Source organism: Faecalibacterium sp. HTF-F (genome assembly GCF_023347535.1).
Taxonomy (GTDB): Bacteria; Bacillota; Clostridia; order Oscillospirales; family Ruminococcaceae; genus Faecalibacterium; species Faecalibacterium wellingii.
The window spans coordinates 1,591,047-1,609,461 of record NZ_CP094473.1 but is presented as its reverse complement, the minus strand read 5'-3'; the positions used below and the strand labels follow the sequence as shown (position 1 = coordinate 1,609,461).

Genomic DNA, 18,415 nt, shown 5'->3' with positions numbered 1-18,415 from the left:
GCCGCTGCGGTATACTATCAGCAAAAGGGGAGTGAGACAAGATGCGCAGACGGACTTTTCTGGCCGGGCTGGGCCTTGCTGCGCTGCAGCTGGCAGGCTGTGCCGCGCAGCCGCAGACCGTGCCGGACTTTGTGCTGACCTATGCCGACAATCAGCCTGCCGGGTATCCCACTACGCAGGGTGCGCAGTATTTTGCAGACCTTGTGCAGCAGCAGACCGAGGGCAGGGTGGTCGTTCAGGTCAAGGCGAACGGCGAGTACGGCTCAGAACAGCAGGTGTGGGAGCAGCTTGCCATTGGCGGCGTGGATTTTGCGCGTGTGTCACTGTCGGTGGCCGCCGATGATCTGCCCCGGCTCAATGTGCTGCTGCTGCCGTACCTCTATCGGGATGCCGACCATATGTGGCGTGTGCTGGATGGCAGCATCGGGGAGGCGTTTTTGCAGGATTTTACCGCGCAGGGCATGGTGGGCCTGAGCTGGTATGACGCAGGCGCCCGCTCCTTCTATGCCCGTCAGCCGGTGCGCAGCATGAGCGACCTGCAGGGCAAAATCATCCGCGTACAGGACTCCCAGATCGTGATCGATATGATCCGCCTGCTGGGTGCAGTGCCGGAAACTTCGGCCTACAGTGACGTCTACTCGGCCTTTGAGACCGGACAGATCGATGCCGCCGAGAACAACTGGCCGGCCTACTATTCCATGGAGCACTACAAGGTGGCGCGGTACTACATGGCCGATGAACACAGCCGCGTGCCGGAGGTGCAGCTTGCTTCCGGCCGCACATGGAATGCACTGCCGGAGGAATACCGGCAGATCCTGCAGGAATGCGCCCGGGCATCGGCACAGTATGAGCGCCAGCTCTGGGCACAGGAGGAAACAACGGCCCGCGAAGCGGCGTTGGCGGGTGGGTGCCGGGAATTGCCGCTGCCCGAAGAAGAAATGCAGAACTTCCGTCAGATGGTGCAGCCGCTGTACCAGAAATACTGTGCCGACTATCTGCCGCTGGTGGAAGAGATACAGCGGAATTGAGGCCGCTAAAGAATGATTCAAAAAGACTCTCTTAATATTTCCTAAGAAATCTTTCGTGGAAAACGCGGCAGCGGGCTGGTATACTGAAAGAAATGAATGAAAACTGGGAGGAAAAGAGAATGGCAGGACAGACGATCCTGATCGTGGAGGACGACCCGGACATCCGGGACGGTGTGCGCATCCTGCTGTCAGGGGAAGGCTATCATATTCTGGAGGCGGAAAACGGCCTGCGGGCATTGGAACTGTTCAACCCGGAGGTGGATCTTGTTATTCTGGACATCATGATGCCGGGCATGAGCGGTCTGCGCGTGTGTGAGGAACTGCGCAAGAGCTCAACGGTGCCCATCCTGTTCCTCACCGCAAAATCGCAGGAATCCGATAAGCTGTTGGGCCTGACTGCGGGCGGCGACGACTATCTGGCAAAACCCTTCTCCTTTACGGAGCTCAGTGCCCGGGTCAAGGCACTGCTGCGCCGGTACTGCGTCTATCTGGGCAAGGAGCAGGCACCGCAGAAGCCGCGCAACACCACGCTGGAAGCGCACGGCGTGCGGCTTGCGCTGGATTGCAACCGGGTATGGGTGGATGAGCGGGAGGTGGACCTGACCGAGACCGAATACAAGATCCTGCGGCTGCTGATGCAGAACCCGCAGCGCATCTATTCCATCCAGGTCATCTACGAAACGGTGTGGAACGAGCCTTATTATTATGTCTCCAACGGCACGGTGATGGTGCACATCCGCAATCTGCGCATGAAGGTGGAGGATGATCCGCAAAAACCCGCCCGTATCTGTACCGTGTGGGGCAAAGGCTACCGCTTTGCTGCCGGAGAGGAAGGCCGCTTATGAAAGAGCATCACGGTCTTGCAAAGCAGTTCATACGCATCATTGCACTGGCGGCGCTGGAAAGCGTGCTGCTGCTGACGGTATCGCAGGTGGTGCTTGCCAAGGGGCTGCGCTTCTGGTTCAGCCGCACGGAGGTACAGCAGCACGCCACCCAGAAACAGGTGCAGGAGCTGCAAAGCTATGTGACCGAACATCACCTTGCCAGTACCGATGTAAAGGAATTGACAGACTGGAGCCATAAGCGGCGCTATACCCTGCTGGAACTCTACCGGGGCCAGACGATGATCTACTCTTCGTTTGCACCCAAAGACGGGATGATCTCGTTTCTGCCGCAGAACGGCACATCGGATCAGAACCCGGGTGTTCTGGTGGATAAGACCGACTTTTACGATTGGCTGCCCTGCTACACGCTCACCTTTGCAGACGGCGAGGTGAGCGCGATGCTCTATTACAACGGCTTTAATACCTATTACGGTACCGGGTGCGAAATCTTGCTTTGCCTGTGCATCTTATGGTGGTTCCCGAGCCTCTTCCTGCTGCACTGCCGCAGGATCGTGCGCTACGTCGTGCAGCTCAGCGAGGAGATCCAGGCCATGGAGGGCGGCGATCTGGATCACCCCATTACCATCCGCGGCAGCGATGAGATCACCACGCTGGCGTCCTGTCTGGACTCCATGCGGGTGACCTTGCGCCAGCAGCAGGAAGAGGAGGCACAGGCATCGGCCAAGGTGAAGAACCTCATTACAGAAATGTCTCACGACCTGCGCACGCCGCTGACCACCCTGCTGCTGTATACCGAGATTCTGCGCTGCCGCAAGTACGAAACGCCGGAACAGGCCGACAATTACCTGAACAAGATCGACGCGAAGGCCCGGCAGATCAAGCAGCTTTCGGATAATCTGTTCGAGTATGCGCTGGTCACCCGGGATACCGTGGCCGTGCTGGACCCGCCCGCACATTTTTCAGCTGTGTTTGAAGAGCCGCTCACGGAAATGGTGGAAACGCTGCAGCAGCGCGGCTTTGCCTGCGCGCTGGAACTGGGCGATGAGGACGTGCTGCTCTCGGTCAGCGGGCAGTATGTGCGCCGCATTCTGGATAACATCACCTCCAATCTGCTCAAGTATGCAGATCCGGACAGGGATGTTGTCGTGCGCTTCGTGCAGGAGGGAAGCAGAGCGGGGCTTTGTTTTGAGAACTGCGTGCTGCCGGTGCCTGCTTCCTCAGAGAGCACCAAGGTGGGCCTGCCCAGCATCGAAACCATGATGGAAAAAATGCAGGGTGTCTGCCGCATTGAGCAGCCGGAGGGCGTTTTCCGCATGACACTGCTGTTCAAAACAGCAAAAAAACAGCAAAAGAGTAAATTTAGAACTGCTGCATGAGAGTGCGGCAGTTTTTTGTTGTCAGCTGCTGTACCCTCTCAGCTTTGGCGGTGCGGAAAAGGATGTGGCTTTGCAGGGGCTTTCCCCATAGAAAAGCTGACGCTGTCTTTTTTCATCTTAACCACTCTTAAGAAATTCCTGCCCCTTTTCCTAAGAATCATCCTGTATACTTCCAGATATTGGCGGGGGAGTACCACCGCTGTACACAATACAGGAGGGGCGATACAATGCTGCGAAAGAAAAACAGCGAGCCGGCGCAGCTGCCGGAGGCCCGGCAGGAGCTGCTGGAATTTGAAAGCCCAGCGGCGCAGCCAGGCAAAAAAGACCCGAAACAGTTTTTGAAGCACAACTGGAAAAAGATCACGGCGGTGGTGTGCGTGGCGGCGGTGGCCGCTGCGGTGCTGCTGCCCAAAACCAGCAAAAAGGACGTGCAGGCCAGCACCCAGTATGTGGAAGCAGCGCTGGAACGGCGGGATATCACCAACACCTTCAGCGGTTCCGGAACCATTTCCGCAGCCAATACCTATACGGTCAAGTCGCTGGTGAAGGGTACCGTGCTCACCGCCGATTTCGAGGTGGGTGATACCATCGAAAAGGGAACGGTGCTGTATACCATCGACAGCTCAGACGTTGCTACCAGCGTGGAAAAGGCCCAGCTCGCTCTGGAGCAGGCGCAGCGCAGCTACGACGATGCCGCCGATGCCCAGTACATCCGCAGTGTCATTGGCGGCACAGTAGCTTCCATCAAGGTCAAGGCCGGTGACTACGTGACCGCCGGGCAGGAGATCGCCACCGTGCGGGATGATTCCAGCCTGCTGCTCACGCTGGAATTCCCGGCGGCAGATGCTTCCAATTTTGCCGTGGGTCAGGCTGCACAGGTCATGCTCAACGGTACCTTTGAGACCCTTTCCGGCACGGTGCAGGCTGTGGCCGGCACCGACACCATCAGCAGCGGCAATCTGCTGGTGCGCACCGTGACCATTGCGGTGCCGAACAACGGCAGCCTGACCACCGCACAGGCAGCATCGGCCTCCATCAATGGCGTCAGTGCGCTGGCCTCGGCCCGGTTCGATTACCAGCACCAGCAGACCGTCACAGCCACCGCCAGCGGCACGGTGTCCGCTGTCTGTGTCAAAGAGGGCACCGTCGTTGCGGCGAACACGGCCATTGTGCAGCTTTCCGGCACCGAGCTGAGCAGGCAGGTGCAGTCCGCTGCCGATAGCCTGCTGAACGCACAGCTTTCCATGAGCGACACCGAAAAGCAGATGGAAAACTATACCATCACCTCGCCCATCAGCGGCACCGTGATCCAGAAGAATGTCAAGGCCGGTGACACTGTGGGCACCGACACGGCTTCCAGCGAGACGCTGTGCACCATCTACGACCTGAGCTATCTGGAAATGACCCTGAATGTGGACGAGCTGGAGATCCTCTCCATCAAGGAGGGACAGACCGTCACCATCACCGCAGATGCCATCTCGGACCGCACCTTTACCGGCGTGGTCACCAGCGTTTCCGCTGCAGGCACCACCACCGGCGGCACTACGACCTACCCGGTGACCATCCGCATTGATGACACCGGCGACCTGCTGCCCGGCATGAATGCCACGGCCGAGATCGAGGTGAGCAGTGCCGAGAACGCCCTCACCATTCCCAATGGCGCGGTGGTGCGCGGCAATTACGTGCTTGTCACCAGGGACTCGCCCAGTGCCGTCAACGCTGTGCAGGATATGACTGCGCCGGACGGCTATGTGTACGTAAAGATCACCACCGGCACCAGCGACAACGATTCGATCGAAGTGACCGGCGGCCTGCAGGAGGGCGACACCATCGCCTACGATGCCAACGCTGCTGAAAAGCAGAACGCCAGCGACAGCATGGAATTCATGGTGGGCCCGGGCGGCACCATCGCCTACGATGCCGACGCTGCTGAAAAACAGAACGCCAGCGACAGCGGCGGGCACGGCGGAGGGAACGGAGGCCCCGGCGGCAGAGGCCCGGGAGGTGGCTTCTGATGAGTGCCCTTATTGAATTTGATCATGTGTGCAAGTATTACCAGATGGGCGATACCCTTGTAAAGGCTGCAGATCACATTTCGATGCAGATTAACAAGGGCGAGTTCGTGGCCATCGTGGGCCAGTCCGGCTCCGGCAAATCCACCTGCATGAACATCATCGGCTGTCTGGATGTGCCCACGGCGGGCACCTATAAACTCAATGGCCGGGATGTGGGCAGAATGAGCCGCGATGAACTGGCCGAGATCCGCAACGAGCTGCTGGGCTTCATCTTTCAGCAGTATAATCTGCTGCCCAAGCTCAGCCTGATGGGAAACGTGGAGGTTCCGCTGGTGTATGCCGGGGTGCCGCGCGGGGAGCGTCACCGCCGTGCCGCCGCCGCACTGGAACGGGTGGGCCTTGGCGATAAGCTCCGGAATAAGCCCAACCAGCTTTCCGGCGGTCAGCAGCAGCGTGTTTCCATCGCGCGGGCACTGGCAGGCCGTCCGGCTGTCATTCTGGCCGACGAGCCCACCGGCGCACTGGACAGCCACACCGGCCGTGAGGTGCTGAAAATGCTGCAGGAGCTGCACCGGCAGGGCAATACCGTGGTGCTCATCACCCACGATAACTCCATCGCCGTGCAGGCCCAGCGCATCATCCGACTGGAAGACGGCCGTGTGGTGTACGACGGCGATGCCCACGCACCCGAAGCCGTGGTGCAGCCCGGCTGTGGAATCAGGACGGAACAGGAGGGGAGCGCATCATGATCTATGAGACCTTCCGCGAGGCTGTCCAGAACATCTGGAGCAACAAGTTCCGCACCTTCCTCACCATGTTGGGCATTATCATTGGCGTGACGGCGGTCATCGTCATCGTGGGTCTGGGCAACGGCATGACCCAGAGCATCGCGTCCAGCTTTGCAGACCTTGGCACCAATATCATCAGCGTGCAGGTCATGGGCTACGGCTCCCGCTCGGTGGAGGTGGAGGATGTTTACAGCCTCGTGGATGCCCGCCCGGATCTGTTCGAGGCGGTGTCGCCGACAGCCAGCATCAACGGCACCGTGAAGGTGGGTACCACCAGCTACAGCAACACCTCCGTCAAGGGCGTGAGCGAGAGCTATCTTGGGATGAGCGGCTACACCGTCCGCGTCGGGCGCGGTATCAACTATGTGGATCTGACCGACAACAAGAAGATCTGCGTTGTGGGCGACTATATCAGCCGTGTGGCCTATGGCGGCAATGCCGTGGGCCAGACCATCAAGATCGGCTCGGAGAAATATACCATTGTGGGCGTACTGGGAGCCAAGGTGACAGACACCTCGGATCAGGAGGGCAGCAGCGATGATATCGTTCTGTTGCCCTACACCACGGCGCTCCGCGTTTCAAAGACCAGCACCGCCAGCTCCTACGCTGTCACCGTGACCAGCGAGGACAACATTTCCGAAGCGAAGACCGTACTGGAAAACGGCCTGCAGGAGCTGCTCAATTCCGATGAGGGCTACATGGTCACCAGCATGAGCGAAATGCTGGATATGATGACCTCCATGGTGAACATGGTCGTCACCATCCTCACAGCCATTGCAGCAATCTCGCTGCTGGTGGGGGCATCGGCATCATGAACATCATGATGGTGTCCGTCACCGAGCGCACCCGTGAGATCGGCATCCGCAAGGCGCTGGGTGCGAAGGAACGGGTCATTCTGGGCCTGTTTGTCACCGAAGCTGCCACCACTTCCGCCCTCGGCGGTGTGCTGGGCATCGGTCTCGGCTATCTGCTTTCCGCGCTTGCCAACAGGATCCTGCCGCTGGTCATGAGCGATATGGAAATGACCGTGTCGCCGTCCCTTGGCTCGGTGGCTGTGGCCTTTGGCATTTCGGTGGGCATCGGCGTGCTGTTCGGCTACCTGCCCGCAAAGCGTGCGGCCCGGCTGAACCCCATCGAAGCGCTGCGCTATGACTGATAACCCTCTCACCGGCACGGTCCGCTTGAAGCGGCGCAATGCCGGAGCTCTCTCGAAGGGCGAGCCCAAAATTAAGGAGGCAACTATGAAAAAACGATTTCTCGCACTGCTGCTGGCGGTGTGCATCGGCGTGTCCGTGCTGGTGCTGCCGGCTTCGGCAGCGGGCTCCAACACGGCGGTGCAGACGGCGGTGACGCTGGGCGCTTTCTCCACCGAGGAAGCGGCCGGGCTGAGCACGCCGCTCACCCGCGGGCAGCTGGCAAAGCTGCTGGTGGCTTTTTCTGCCTACCACGATAACGCCAATACGCAGGGCAGCATCGGCACCCTGTATACCGATGTGAACGGCAGCAGCGCTTATGCACTCTATATCCGCATTGCAGTGCAGCAGGGCTGGATGAGCGGCTACACCGACGGTTCCTTCCGCCCGGATAACACCGTCACGCTGGAAGAAGCCTGCACTGCCGCCCTGACCCTGCTGGGCTACGATATCACCACCCTGACCGGCGGTTTTCCGGCAGCACAGCTGAACAAGGCCAATGCCATCGGCCTGCGGAGCAATCTGGGCTGCACGCAGGGCCAGACCATGACTCTGGAAGAGGGCGCAGTGCTGCTGTACAATGCCCTTACCGCAAATACGGCAGACGGCAGTGTGTACGGCACCACGCTGGGCTACACCGTGACGAACGGTCAGGTGGATGTTTCCTCCATCCTGCTCAGCAGTCTGGAGGGCCCCTTTGTGGCATCCGAGGGTGAGAGCCTGCCCTTTGTGCCGGAGGCCATCTACCGCAATGGCAGTGTGAGCACTTCGGCACAGCTTTCCGCCTATGACGTATACTATTACAATGCCAGCGCAAAGACGGTGTGGATCTACACCCGCAAGGCAGCAGGCCGGATCACGGCGGTGTCGCCCAGCGCCAGCGCACCCACCTCTGTTACCGTGGCGGGCACTAGCTACACCATTGCAAGCTCCTCGGCGGCGGCACAGCTGTCCAGCCTGAACGGCGGCGGTGTGGGGCAGGTGGTCACCCTGCTGCTGGGCATGAACAACGAGGCCGTTGCGGTGCTGACCGGCGATGAAGCGGACGAAGTGTTCTACGGTGTGGTGCAGACCGCCGCCCGAAGCCTTGTGGAGGAAAACGGTGCGGACGTCCGGCAGGCGGTGGCAGTCAAGTGCACCGACGGCGTTACCCGCACCGTGAATGTGGATAAAAGCCTGAATTACCCGGCAGGCTGGATGGTGAAGATCACGGTGAACGCTGAGGGTGAACAGGTGGAGACCATCACCAAAACCAGCACCTCCGGCACCATCAATGCAGACAGCACTGCTCTGGGCGGCACTGCCCTTGCAGACGACGTAGAAATTCTGGATACGACATCGGAGGGTGTGGCTGGGACGGTAAGTCCCAGCCGCCTATCGGGGGTAACACTTTCTGACGCCGATGTGCGCTACTACACCACCAACGAAAACGGCCAGATCGACCGCCTGATCCTGAACGATGTGACCGGTGATCTGTGGACCTATGGCGTGCTGGATGATGTGAAGAACCTCATCAACAACACCACGACCACCACCAGCGGAACGACCTCCTCCGGCATGACGGTCAGCACGGCGATCAAAAAACTTACAGGGAACGACAGCACCACTGGCACGACCGGCAGCAGCACCACCACCACGACAGATGATTCCCAGATCATCAGCGATGTGGCGGATATCGTGCTGCCCAGCACCGGCGATCTTTTGTGGGGCCTTGTGGACGGCAGCATTGGCAGCAGCCTGTGGGAAAGCGTGACCGGCAGCACCGATAAACTGGCAAGCTACCTGCTCAAACTGGGCGCCAACAATACCAGCGGCAGCCTGAGCACCGTGCTCAACTATCTGGGAAGCGGTGCAGATTACGTGTGCTACGTGAACGGCAAACAGACGACCTACAAGACCAGTACCAAATATCCGGTGCTGGCAGGCGGCATCGCCATTGGCACCAGCACCTCCGGTACGGTCAAGTCCATGACGCAGCTGCTGCCCGTAGTCATTGACAAGGTGGGTGCGGCCTCGGTCATGAGCGGAAACAAAAAGTACGAAACTGCCGATGAGATGCAGGTGTATCTGTGGTATAAAGGCACCTACTATCCCACCACTCTTTCTCAGGTGAACGGTGAGGAGTACACCCTCATCGGCTGGTACGATGGCGGCCTGCGCGCGGCAGGCGGCAAGATCCGCGTGCTGATCGCGGTCAGGAAAAACTGAATCCGGCCCCGCCCTCCCCGATGGGAGGGCTTTTGCTGTCCGCACAGCGCATACGGTCAAGCTGAAAAATGAATAAAATTTACGCACGTGATGATATCATTTTAGGCTGATTGAGCAAAGAATCGAAAGAAGTCCCATAATCATATTGACATAATGGGTAATGGGGTGTAAACTACATGCATCGGGTCGAGCAAATCCGAAAATTGAGATCATTCAGGGAGGAAACGGCTATGATGTGTTGTTGCGCAATGTGTTGTTGTACCGCAAACGCTTCCCGGACCGGCCGCCCTGCAGTATGGTATGCCGTGTGAGCATATCTGCAAATTCTGTGTGGGAACACGCAGAGAGATCTGACGCTGACCGCCTGGGAGCTTACTCGAAGAGGGAGCTTCCGGGCGTTTTGTTTTGACCCGCAAATCAGGATACAAGGGAGGAATCCGGCAATGGACTGGAATGCGATCCAGCAATATTTGCCGCTCTACCAGAAAGCAGCCGTGCTGACGGTACGGCTGGGCGTTGCAGGCATCATTTTTGCCATCATCATCGGGCTTGCGTGTGCGGTGATCCAATACGACAAGGTGCCGGTGCTGCGGCAGATCGTGGGTGTTTACATCCAGCTGTCCCGCAACACGCCGCTGCTGGTGCAGCTGTTCTTTATCTACTATGGCCTGCCTAAGGTGGGCATCCGGACCAATGCCGAGATCTGCGGCATCGCAGGTCTGGCGTTTCTGGGCGGCAGCTATATGGCCGAAGCATTTCGCAGCGGTCTGGAAGCCATCGAGCCCATCCAGACCGAGAGTGCCTACAGTCTGGGCATGGATCGTCTGCAGACCATGCGGTATGTGATCCTGCCGCAGGCAATGTCCACCAGTATGCCGGCCTTCATGGCAAACGTGATCTTCCTGCTCAAGGAGACCAGCGTGTTCAGCGCCATCAGCCTGATGGACCTGATGTTCACGGCCAAGGATCTCATCGGCATGTATTCCAAGACCATCGAATGCCTGTTCCTGCTGGTGGCGTTCTACCTCATCATCCTGCTGCCGGTGTCCATCGTGGGCAGCCTGATCGAAAGGAGGCTGCGCTATGCTGGATTTGGGTCTTGACGTCCTGTTCAAGGGCAAAAACATGGCCCGCCTGATGGGAGGTCTTGGCGTAGCTCTCAAGATCAGCGCGGCATCCGTGCTGATCAGCCTGCCGCTCGGCATTCTGCTGGGTGTGCTGATGACCTTCCGCAATCCCATCATCAAGGCGATCCTGCGGCTGTATCTGGAATTTATCCGTATCATGCCGCAGATGGTGCTGCTGTTCCTCGTCTACTTTGGCACCACCCGCGCGTTCGGGTGGAACCTTTCCGGCGAGACGGCATCGATCATCGTGTTCGTGCTGTGGGGCACTGCCGAAATGAGCGACCTTGTGCGCGGTGCGCTGATCGCCATTCCGAAGCACCAGTACGAGAGCGCTGAAGCGCTGGGTATGAGCCGCATCCAGACCTACTGGTACATCATCATCCCGCAGACGGTGCGCCGCTTGATCCCGCTGTCCATCAACCTGATTACCCGTATGATCAAAACCACCAGTCTGGTGCTGATGATCGGTGTGGTAGAGGTGATCAAGGTGGCCCAGCAGATCATTGAGGCCAACCGCACCGCAAGCCCCAATGCAGCCTTCGGCATCTATCTCACAGTTTTTGTGCTATATTTTCTTGCATGCTGGCCCATCAGCCTGCTGGCAAGCTATCTGGAAAAGAAATGGAAGTGACCGTGTATGGCAGAACCTATTTTGACCGTTGAACATTTGATTAAAGCTTACGGCGAGACCCCGGTGCTGGACGATATCAGCTTTGCCGTCAAGCCCGGTGAGGTCATCGTGGTGGTCGGCCCCTCGGGCTGCGGCAAAAGCACGCTGCTGCGCTGCCTGAACGGTCTGGAACCCACCCAGAGCGGCCGTGTGCGTCTGGGCAGTGAGACCGTTGCCTACGGCGGCAAAAACCTCACCCAGCTGCGCCAGCGGATCGGCATGGTGTTCCAGAGCTACGAGCTGTTCCCGCATATGACGGTGCTGGACAATGTCCTGCTGGCTCCCACCAAGGTGCAGAAGCGCCCCAAAGCAGAGGTGCAGCAGGAGGCCGAGGCCCTGCTGGACCGCGTGGGCCTGCTTGCCAAGAAAAACAGCTACCCGCGTGAGCTTTCCGGCGGACAGAAGCAGCGCGTTGCCATCGTGCGCGCACTGTGTATGCACCCGGAGATCCTTCTGTTTGATGAAGTGACCGCTGCCCTTGACCCAGAAATGGTGCGCGAGGTGCTGGACGTTATGCTGGACCTTGCCAAGCAGGGCAAGACCATGATCATCGTCACCCACGAAATGCAGTTTGCCCGCGCCATTGCCAACCGTGTCATCTTCCTGGATGGCGGCAAGATCGTGGAAGAGGCTGCACCGGCCGAGTTCTTTGACCGGCCCAAGACCGAGCGCGCGCAGCGCTTCCTGCGCACATTCACGTTTGATGCTGTGAAATGAGTCACAGATCAAGATAAAGACTGCGGGTGTTCCGCAGCCAATGGGAAAGATTTTGTAAAGGAGAATCCACTATGAAACAGTCTAAAATTTCTCGTCGTTCCTTCCTGCTGGGTCTGGGCGCAGTGTCCGCTGCTGCCGTTCTGACCGCATGCGGCGGCTCTTCTTCTGCTTCCACCGCAACTGCAGCATCTGGCAGCGCAGCATCCGGCAGCAGCGTGGTCTACCGCACGCTGGATCAGATCAAGGAGTCCGGCACCATCAATATCGGTGTATTCTCCGACAAGAACCCGTTCGGCTACGTGGATGAGAACGGCGAGTATCAGGGCTATGATGTCTACTTTGCCCGCCGTCTGGGCGAGGATCTGGGCGTAGAGATCAACTTTGTTTCTACCGAGGCTGCCAACCGCATCGAGTATCTGCAGACCGGCAAGGTGGATGTGATCCTGGCAAACTTCACCGTGACCCCCGAGCGCGCAGAGGAAGTGGACTTCGCTCTGCCTTACATGAACGTTGCACTGGGCGTTATTTCTCCGGACAGCAATGTTATCACCACTCTGGACAACTGGAGCGCTGACGACCAGATGATCGTCATTTCCGGCACCACTGCCGAGACCTACCTGACCAAGGAGTACCCCGACATTCCGCTGCAGAAGTACGATTCCTATGCAACGGCCAAGAATGCACTGGAGAACGGCAACGGCGTGGCATGGGCCAACGACAACACCGAGGTCATTGCATTTGCAAAGCAGAACCCCGGTTACACGGTCGGCATTCCCTCTCTGGGCAGTCAGGACACCATTGCTCCCGCTGTGAGCCAGGGCAACACCACCGTTCTGGATTGGCTGAACGAGGAGATCAAGGCTCTGGGCGAAGAGAACTTCTTCCACAAGGACTATGAGGAGACTCTGGTGGATACCTACGGCCTTGACTATGAGGACGAGCTGGTCGTTGAGGGCGGCGAGACCGCTTCCAGCGAGGCAGCAGCTTCTGAGGCCGCTTCCGAAGTGGCTTCCAGCGCAGCCGCACAGTAAATAAAAAACACCGAACGGGCAGGAGAGGGCTGAACCTTTCCTGCCCGTTTTTGCATTGCACCATCTGCCGGAACGTGCTATACTGGAACAAAACAACTCCTGTCCGAAAAAACCTGAAAAAGAGAGGATGTTCCCAATGAAACGTGCCTATACGAACGGGATCCTGCTGGATGGCACCGAGCAGATGCAGCCGGTAGCGCACAAAATCCTGCTGACCGAGGATGATAAGATCACTGCCATTGCCGATGAGGGTGTGGATCTGGATGGCTATGAGGTCATCGATCTGCACGGCAGCTATATCATGCCGGGTCTGGTCAATCTGCATGTGCATCTGGCGGGCAACGGCAAGCCCAGCGCAAAGCCGCGGGACAATGCTGCGCTGGTGCGCAAAATTCTGAGCAATGGCTTGACCCGTGCGGTGGCCTACAGGCTGGTGTGCAGCTACGCGAAGCTGGAACTGCTGGGTGGCGTGACTACCATCCGTACCGTAGGCGGCATTGCGGATTTTGACACTCGCTGCCGGGACGATGCCGCTGCAGGCAGACTGCTGGCACCGCGCATTCTTGCCGCCAACGAGGGTATTTCGGTGCCCGGGGGACACATGGCGGGTTCGGTGGCAGTTGCGGCCCATAACAATGCCGAAGCGCTGGCTCAGCTCAGAAAGGCCAGCGGTCAGAAGGTGGATCTTGTCAAGCTGATGATCACCGGCGGTGTGCTGGATGCCACGGAAAAGGGAACGCCCGGAGAGCTGAAAATGAAGCCGGAGATGGTCAAAGCCGTCTGTGCCGAAGCCCACAGGCTGGGCTACACCGTAGCGGCACACACCGAATCGCCGGAGGGCGTAAAGGTGGCGCTGGAAAATGGGGTGGATTCCATCGAGCACGGTGCAAAGATGGACGATGAGACGGTCCGCCTGTATAAGGAGCGGGGAGCCTTCCTGTGCACGACCATCTCCCCGGCGCTGCCTTATGCGCTGTTCGATACAGCGATTTCCGGTGCCTCGGAAAAGGATCAGTACAACGGCAAGATCGTGTTTGACGGCGTGGTGGAAAGCGCAAAGACCGCGCTTGCCAATGGCATCCCGGTGGGCTTGGGCAATGACGTGGGCTGTCCCTACATCACCCAGTATGATTTCTGGCGGGAACTGTGCTATTTCCATAAGTATTGCGGTGTGAGCAATCGGTTTGCCCTCTACACGGCGACCCTGCGCAATGCACAGTTGGCCGGAGCAGGAGATGTGACTGGTTCCATTGAGCCGGGCAAGAGCGCAGACTTTATTGTGACGAAGCACGATCCGCTGAAAGACCTGCGTGCGCTGCAGCATCTGGAGCTGGTGGTGTGCCGGGGCCATGTGGTCAAAAAGCCGAATCCCAAGCGCAATAAAACGGTCGATGCCCTGCTGGACCCGTATCTGGCATAAAATTGCGGAAAGCGATCAAAAGAAAAGCAAGGGGCTGCTGCACCAGATGACGTGCGGCAGCCCCTTGCTTTGCAGCGGAAGATTCACATGCTTGCCATCACAGCCAGAATGCTCTGCCAGCTTTTGTTCCGGGCGGGGGAAGTGTGAGCCGAACGGCTGCGGCTGACAGCTGTGGCTGTGCCGGAAGCGGCAGGGCCCATGGCAGTCAGCGGCACAGACGGATGGAAGAATACGGCGGTATCGCTGGCCAGCCACTGGGCCGCAAGGTGCGCGGCCTGCGGGTCTGCCTGCAAGGCGCGGCGCTCGCTTCCGGCCAGAAAATCTGCCAGCCAGTAGAGGATGGCGCTCAGCGGCTGACTGGGTGCAGGGCCCTGACTCCAGTAGGTCCAGCGGGCACCGGCCCCTACAAAACTCTCCACGGTAATAACGGCACCGGTGCGGGCGTTCTGGGGGATGCTGCCCTGATGATCGGCTCCTGCAAGGGCGCGCAGCTCAGACAGGATGCGCTGGGTGCGTGCCAGATCCAGCCGGTCTTCCCGGCAGTAGGCACGGAAATCGGTCTCGTCGATCAGGCCGTCTGCACTGGAAGGGAAGCGGCCTACCAGCTGCCCATCAGCATTGTGGCACAGCTGCCAGCCCTTGCGGAACAGCTGGAAGTTCAGGCAGCGGCGCCCCATGGTGGAGTAGCACAGGATGGAGGTACTCTCACCGGGCAGCTGCTTGAGCTCCAGACAGGCATCGTTGCCGCAGGTATCCTGCAGCTTTACCGTTAAAAGAAGCTGCGCACGGGGGTGCTGGGCAGACATGGCGTTGTGCATTGCGGTAAAATAACGGCTGGCGTCCATCGTGAGTTCCTCCCTGAAAGGCTGATACAGCGGTTCGTTGTATAACAGGCGGGTTCTGCAGCAGACAGCCCTGTGCACGGGGCGGCTTACGCAGGATTGTTTTATCTTGTGAACCTAGTATAGCATATCTCACAACGAAAAACAACTATAAGTTTATCAAAAAATGAAGAAATTTGCAGGATGCGGCAGGGTAAGCAAAACCCGGACGAAACACGGTTGTGATGCGGTTGTATAAAACGGCCTGCAGACGGAGAAAACTCTCTCGTCTGCAGGCCGTTGCTCTTATAAAACTCTTATTTCAGTCGCCCAGTTCCCGGATCTCGTTCTGGATCAGCCGCCCGGCAGCACGAGCCAGCTGGTCCATGCCGCGGATGCGTGCCATATTTTTGCCGTAGATCTGTGCAGCGGCACCGGCAGAGCTATCCTCGCCCATGAACACGGCAGACACCCGGATGCCCATGCGCTGCAGCGCACGCACCTGCGCGGCAGTGTCGGCCACACCGGCGGCGTCCTCGTAACCGCAGCCCAGCGGTTTTTCCGGGCTGGGCGGGATACGGCGGCTGTCGTTGGGCGAAGCATCCGTCAGTACGATGAGCAGGTGCCGCGGCGCAGGGCCGGGCGCATACTGCAAAAGGTCGCCTGCGGCCCGCAGGGCAAGGCCGTCACGGTTCCAGCCGGAAGCAAAATATCGGTTGATGTTCTGCAGGTTTTTGTCCGCAAAGCCCTTGAGCACACGCAGCACCGTGTAGCCCCGCAGGCTGCTGAAGCTGGACACCCGCACCGGGATCCCGCAGGCTGCAAGGCTCTGGGCCAGAATAGAGCCCTGCGCCGCAATGACCTCCTGACAGTGCAGGCGGGACGCAGATGCATCCAGCAGAAGATCCACCGTGAAGGAAGGCTGGTTTTCCTCCTCGGCGCATAAAAATACCCGGTCATCGTTCAAAAGTGGGGCCCGCCAGATGCGTCCGGCATTCAGGTTTCCGCTGCGGGCCACACGGGCGTTGGGCTGCTGATGCACCAGAATGCAGTTGCGGATCTGTTCGGTGAGCCGTAGCACGACGCTGCGGTGCAGTTCCCTGTTCTTAGCGTAGTAGGCGCGATTGCGGTCAGCCTGAAGTTCGGCCTGCTCAGCCAGATGTTTTGCCTCCGGGGTGGGGGCCTGCTCCGGGCTTGGCACACCGGCGCTGAACCACAAATGGCATCCCAGATGGTCGCCCACGCAAAGCTCCTGCTCAGCCTTGCGCAGCCGTTCCGGCGGGTAGAGGGAGCGGCCGAAGCAGCTTTCGATGTAGGCTCTGTCCTGCGCCGCATCCTGCTTCAGGGTGATGTGGGCCCTGCGCTTGTCCACCGCCAGTCCGCCGCCCACAGCATCCACGGAGCTTGAGTGCTCCACGGTCACGCGGTCCGTTTTGATCATCTGGGTGGGCATGGCTTTGGTGGCAAGTTTTGCCAGCAGGCCGTCCAGATGCAGATGCAAAGCTGCTTTCTGGTGCACAGTGCCGTCGAACAGGTTGAATTTTGCGTAGATCGATAAAATTTCAGCTTTCAGCTGTTCCGGCTCCGGCACATGCTGCGGGGCCAGCGCGGCGGCAAGGCCGGACTCGTAAGGGGTCATCACCGGGTCGGTGCGGCCCAGTACACGCCGCCAGCGTGCGGCCTGCATGGTGTAGACCAGCTGATTTTTTGCCATCCACTCCTGCCGCGAAAGCTTGTACTGGATGGCAAAGAAATAATCTGCATGGGCGTGGCGCAGTGCTTCCAGCACCGGGCGGCGGGGCAGCTCCAGCCGATAGGCTGCATTTTCCAGATACAGCCATGTCATGTCGTCCAGCATCGTCTGCCGCAGATCACTGTCCCATGCATCAAAGATGCTGCGGATCAGCGCGTCACCGTAATATTTGTGGATGAGGCCCACGACGGTGTTCATGTAAAAATCGGTGGTGCCGTCGGTATAGCGGGCCAGAAACAACGGCTCAAAGCCATAGGCTCCTGCAGCAGCCCAGACCTGATTGGCCGCACGCCGCTCCTGAGCGGTGTAGCTCTGGGCGTCCATCAGCCAAAGAGCTTGGCGGCATCCAGCTTGGCAGGAATACGCGCCGCGATCACATCACGGATCAGGCCCTGCTCGTAGGAGTCAAAGGCTTTGTTGGTGATGCCCATATCCAGTGCCGCGCCTGCCGGGATGCCGCGCCGGATCAGCCGCAGGGCATCCAGCATGCCGCGCAGGTCCAGCGCCTTGGTGGAAATTTCCGCACTGTCGCACTTTTTCTGCAGGTCAAGGAACAGCAGTGCAAACTGGCGCACATACTTGGAAGCAAGATCGGGGAACTGCGTCCGCAGCAGCTTTTCCAGATCGTCCTGCGTAATGGTGGGCATCTGGATGACCACGAAACGGGAGGTGAGGGCCTCGTTCAGCTCCCGGGTACCGGCATAACCGTAGTTCATGGTGGCAATAAAGCGGGTCTCCTCCGCCAGCGGGATGCGGTCGTAGCCGGGCACATCGATGGCGCGGCGGAAGTCCAGCACCGCGTGCAGCACGGCCAGCGCTTCGTTTTTGGCCATGTTGATCTCGTCCAGCACACCAAAGCCGCCGCACTGGGCGCAACGGTATACCGGGCCGGGCCGGAACACCACCTGACCGTCCGCAAAAGTGTCCATGCCGATGAGGGACGCCGCATCCATGTTCACATGGAAGGAGATGTCCCACGCAGGACGGCCAAAGGCGGCGGCAAGGTTCTCGGCCAGCACGTTTTTACCGGTGGCTTTTCCGCCTGCCAGCAGCAGGTTTTCGCCGCAGAGCAGTGCCGCCAGCGCCTGCTCCCACACCTGTTTGCCGTAGTAGGTAAAGGCAGGGGAAGGGATGCGCGGGCGCAGTGCGTCCGGCAGGGCATGGGTAGCGCGGTACTGTTGGACTGCTTCCAGCAGGGCGGGGTCTACCCCTTCCTGCCGCAGAGTTTCAAGGAGATCAGACATTTGTACAAACACCTCGATTTTGCCGGTTGTCTGGCACAAACCGGCTGTTCAGCTTTATCATAGCACAATCGTGGGGATTTGTGTAGGGGGCATGTGGCGAAAAAATGGCAAAGAGAGGCGGCCCCAAACAGGGACCGCCTCTCTTTATGAAGAAAGAAGAAATGGAAAAACGCTTAAGT

The 18,415-nt window shown here is 59.1% G+C and carries 16 protein-coding genes; 13 read left to right on the top strand and 3 right to left on the bottom strand.

The features are described 5' to 3' along the window. The first annotated feature begins 41 nt into the window (after positions 1-41). From MTP37_RS07700 to MTP37_RS07645, 13 genes are all read left to right on the top strand, one after another. Entirely contained in the window at positions 42-1,028 is a 987-nt protein-coding gene (locus MTP37_RS07700; RefSeq protein ID WP_249236752.1) for a TRAP transporter substrate-binding protein, read from the top strand. 119 nt (positions 1,029-1,147) lie between these two features. Beyond that, positions 1,148-1,873: a response regulator transcription factor gene (locus MTP37_RS07695; protein ID WP_249236751.1), complete on the top strand. Its 726-nt coding sequence runs from the start codon at positions 1,148-1,150 to the stop codon at positions 1,871-1,873. Continuing rightward, positions 1,870-3,249, top strand: coding sequence for a HAMP domain-containing protein (locus MTP37_RS07690; protein ID WP_249236750.1), 1,380 nt, complete (start codon positions 1,870-1,872; stop codon positions 3,247-3,249). Before MTP37_RS07695 ends, MTP37_RS07690 begins: the two co-directional genes overlap by 4 nt. Before the next feature lie 227 nt (positions 3,250-3,476). After that, positions 3,477-5,264 carry an efflux RND transporter periplasmic adaptor subunit gene (locus MTP37_RS07685; protein ID WP_249236749.1) on the top strand — a complete coding sequence of 596 codons (1,788 nt, stop codon included), beginning with the start codon at positions 3,477-3,479 and terminating at the stop codon, positions 5,262-5,264. After that, positions 5,264-6,013, top strand: a complete 750-nt coding sequence (locus MTP37_RS07680; RefSeq protein ID WP_249236748.1) for an ABC transporter ATP-binding protein — start codon at positions 5,264-5,266, stop codon at positions 6,011-6,013. Before MTP37_RS07685 ends, MTP37_RS07680 begins: the two co-directional genes overlap by 1 nt. Further along, entirely contained in the window at positions 6,010-6,867 is an 858-nt protein-coding gene (locus MTP37_RS07675) for an ABC transporter permease (RefSeq protein ID WP_316543722.1), read from the top strand. Before MTP37_RS07680 ends, MTP37_RS07675 begins: the two co-directional genes overlap by 4 nt. Further along, positions 6,864-7,208: an ABC transporter permease gene (locus tag MTP37_RS13155; RefSeq protein WP_316543720.1), complete on the top strand. Its 345-nt coding sequence runs from the start codon at positions 6,864-6,866 to the stop codon at positions 7,206-7,208. Before MTP37_RS07675 ends, MTP37_RS13155 begins: the two co-directional genes overlap by 4 nt. An 85-nt stretch (positions 7,209-7,293) precedes the next feature. Further along, on the top strand, positions 7,294-9,453 hold the full coding sequence (locus MTP37_RS07670) for an S-layer homology domain-containing protein (protein WP_249236747.1): 2,160 nt from the start codon (positions 7,294-7,296) through the stop codon (positions 9,451-9,453). Positions 9,454-9,896: 443 nt separating this feature from the next. Then, positions 9,897-10,556 carry an amino acid ABC transporter permease gene (locus tag MTP37_RS07665; protein WP_249236746.1) on the top strand — a complete coding sequence of 220 codons (660 nt, stop codon included), beginning with the start codon at positions 9,897-9,899 and terminating at the stop codon, positions 10,554-10,556. Further along, entirely contained in the window at positions 10,537-11,211 is a 675-nt protein-coding gene (locus tag MTP37_RS07660; RefSeq protein ID WP_249236745.1) for an amino acid ABC transporter permease, read from the top strand. Before MTP37_RS07665 ends, MTP37_RS07660 begins: the two co-directional genes overlap by 20 nt. 6 nt (positions 11,212-11,217) lie before the next feature. Continuing rightward, complete coding sequence (locus MTP37_RS07655; protein WP_316543719.1) at positions 11,218-11,967, top strand: amino acid ABC transporter ATP-binding protein; 750 nt, start codon at positions 11,218-11,220, stop codon at positions 11,965-11,967. Positions 11,968-12,038: 71 nt separating this feature from the next. Then, positions 12,039-12,998, top strand: a complete 960-nt coding sequence (locus tag MTP37_RS07650; RefSeq protein WP_249236744.1) for a substrate-binding domain-containing protein — start codon at positions 12,039-12,041, stop codon at positions 12,996-12,998. A gap of 136 nt (positions 12,999-13,134) precedes the next feature. Then, positions 13,135-14,418: an amidohydrolase family protein gene (locus MTP37_RS07645; RefSeq protein WP_249236743.1), complete on the top strand. Its 1,284-nt coding sequence runs from the start codon at positions 13,135-13,137 to the stop codon at positions 14,416-14,418. Between the two features lie 83 nt (positions 14,419-14,501). Here MTP37_RS07645 and MTP37_RS07640 read toward each other — a convergent pair whose 3' ends face one another. The 3 genes from MTP37_RS07640 to MTP37_RS07630 form a co-directional block, all read right to left on the bottom strand. After that, positions 14,502-15,263, bottom strand: coding sequence for a hypothetical protein (locus tag MTP37_RS07640; protein WP_249236742.1), 762 nt, complete (start codon positions 15,261-15,263; stop codon positions 14,502-14,504). A 298-nt stretch (positions 15,264-15,561) separates the two neighbouring features. Then, on the bottom strand, positions 15,562-17,316 hold the full coding sequence (locus MTP37_RS07635; RefSeq protein ID WP_249236741.1) for a vWA domain-containing protein: 1,755 nt from the start codon (positions 17,314-17,316) through the stop codon (positions 15,562-15,564). Continuing rightward, positions 17,316-18,236 carry an AAA family ATPase gene (locus MTP37_RS07630; protein WP_249236740.1) on the bottom strand — a complete coding sequence of 307 codons (921 nt, stop codon included), beginning with the start codon at positions 18,234-18,236 and terminating at the stop codon, positions 17,316-17,318. The genes MTP37_RS07635 and MTP37_RS07630 overlap by 1 nt, the downstream gene beginning before the upstream one ends. Between the last annotated feature and the right edge of the window lie 179 nt (positions 18,237-18,415).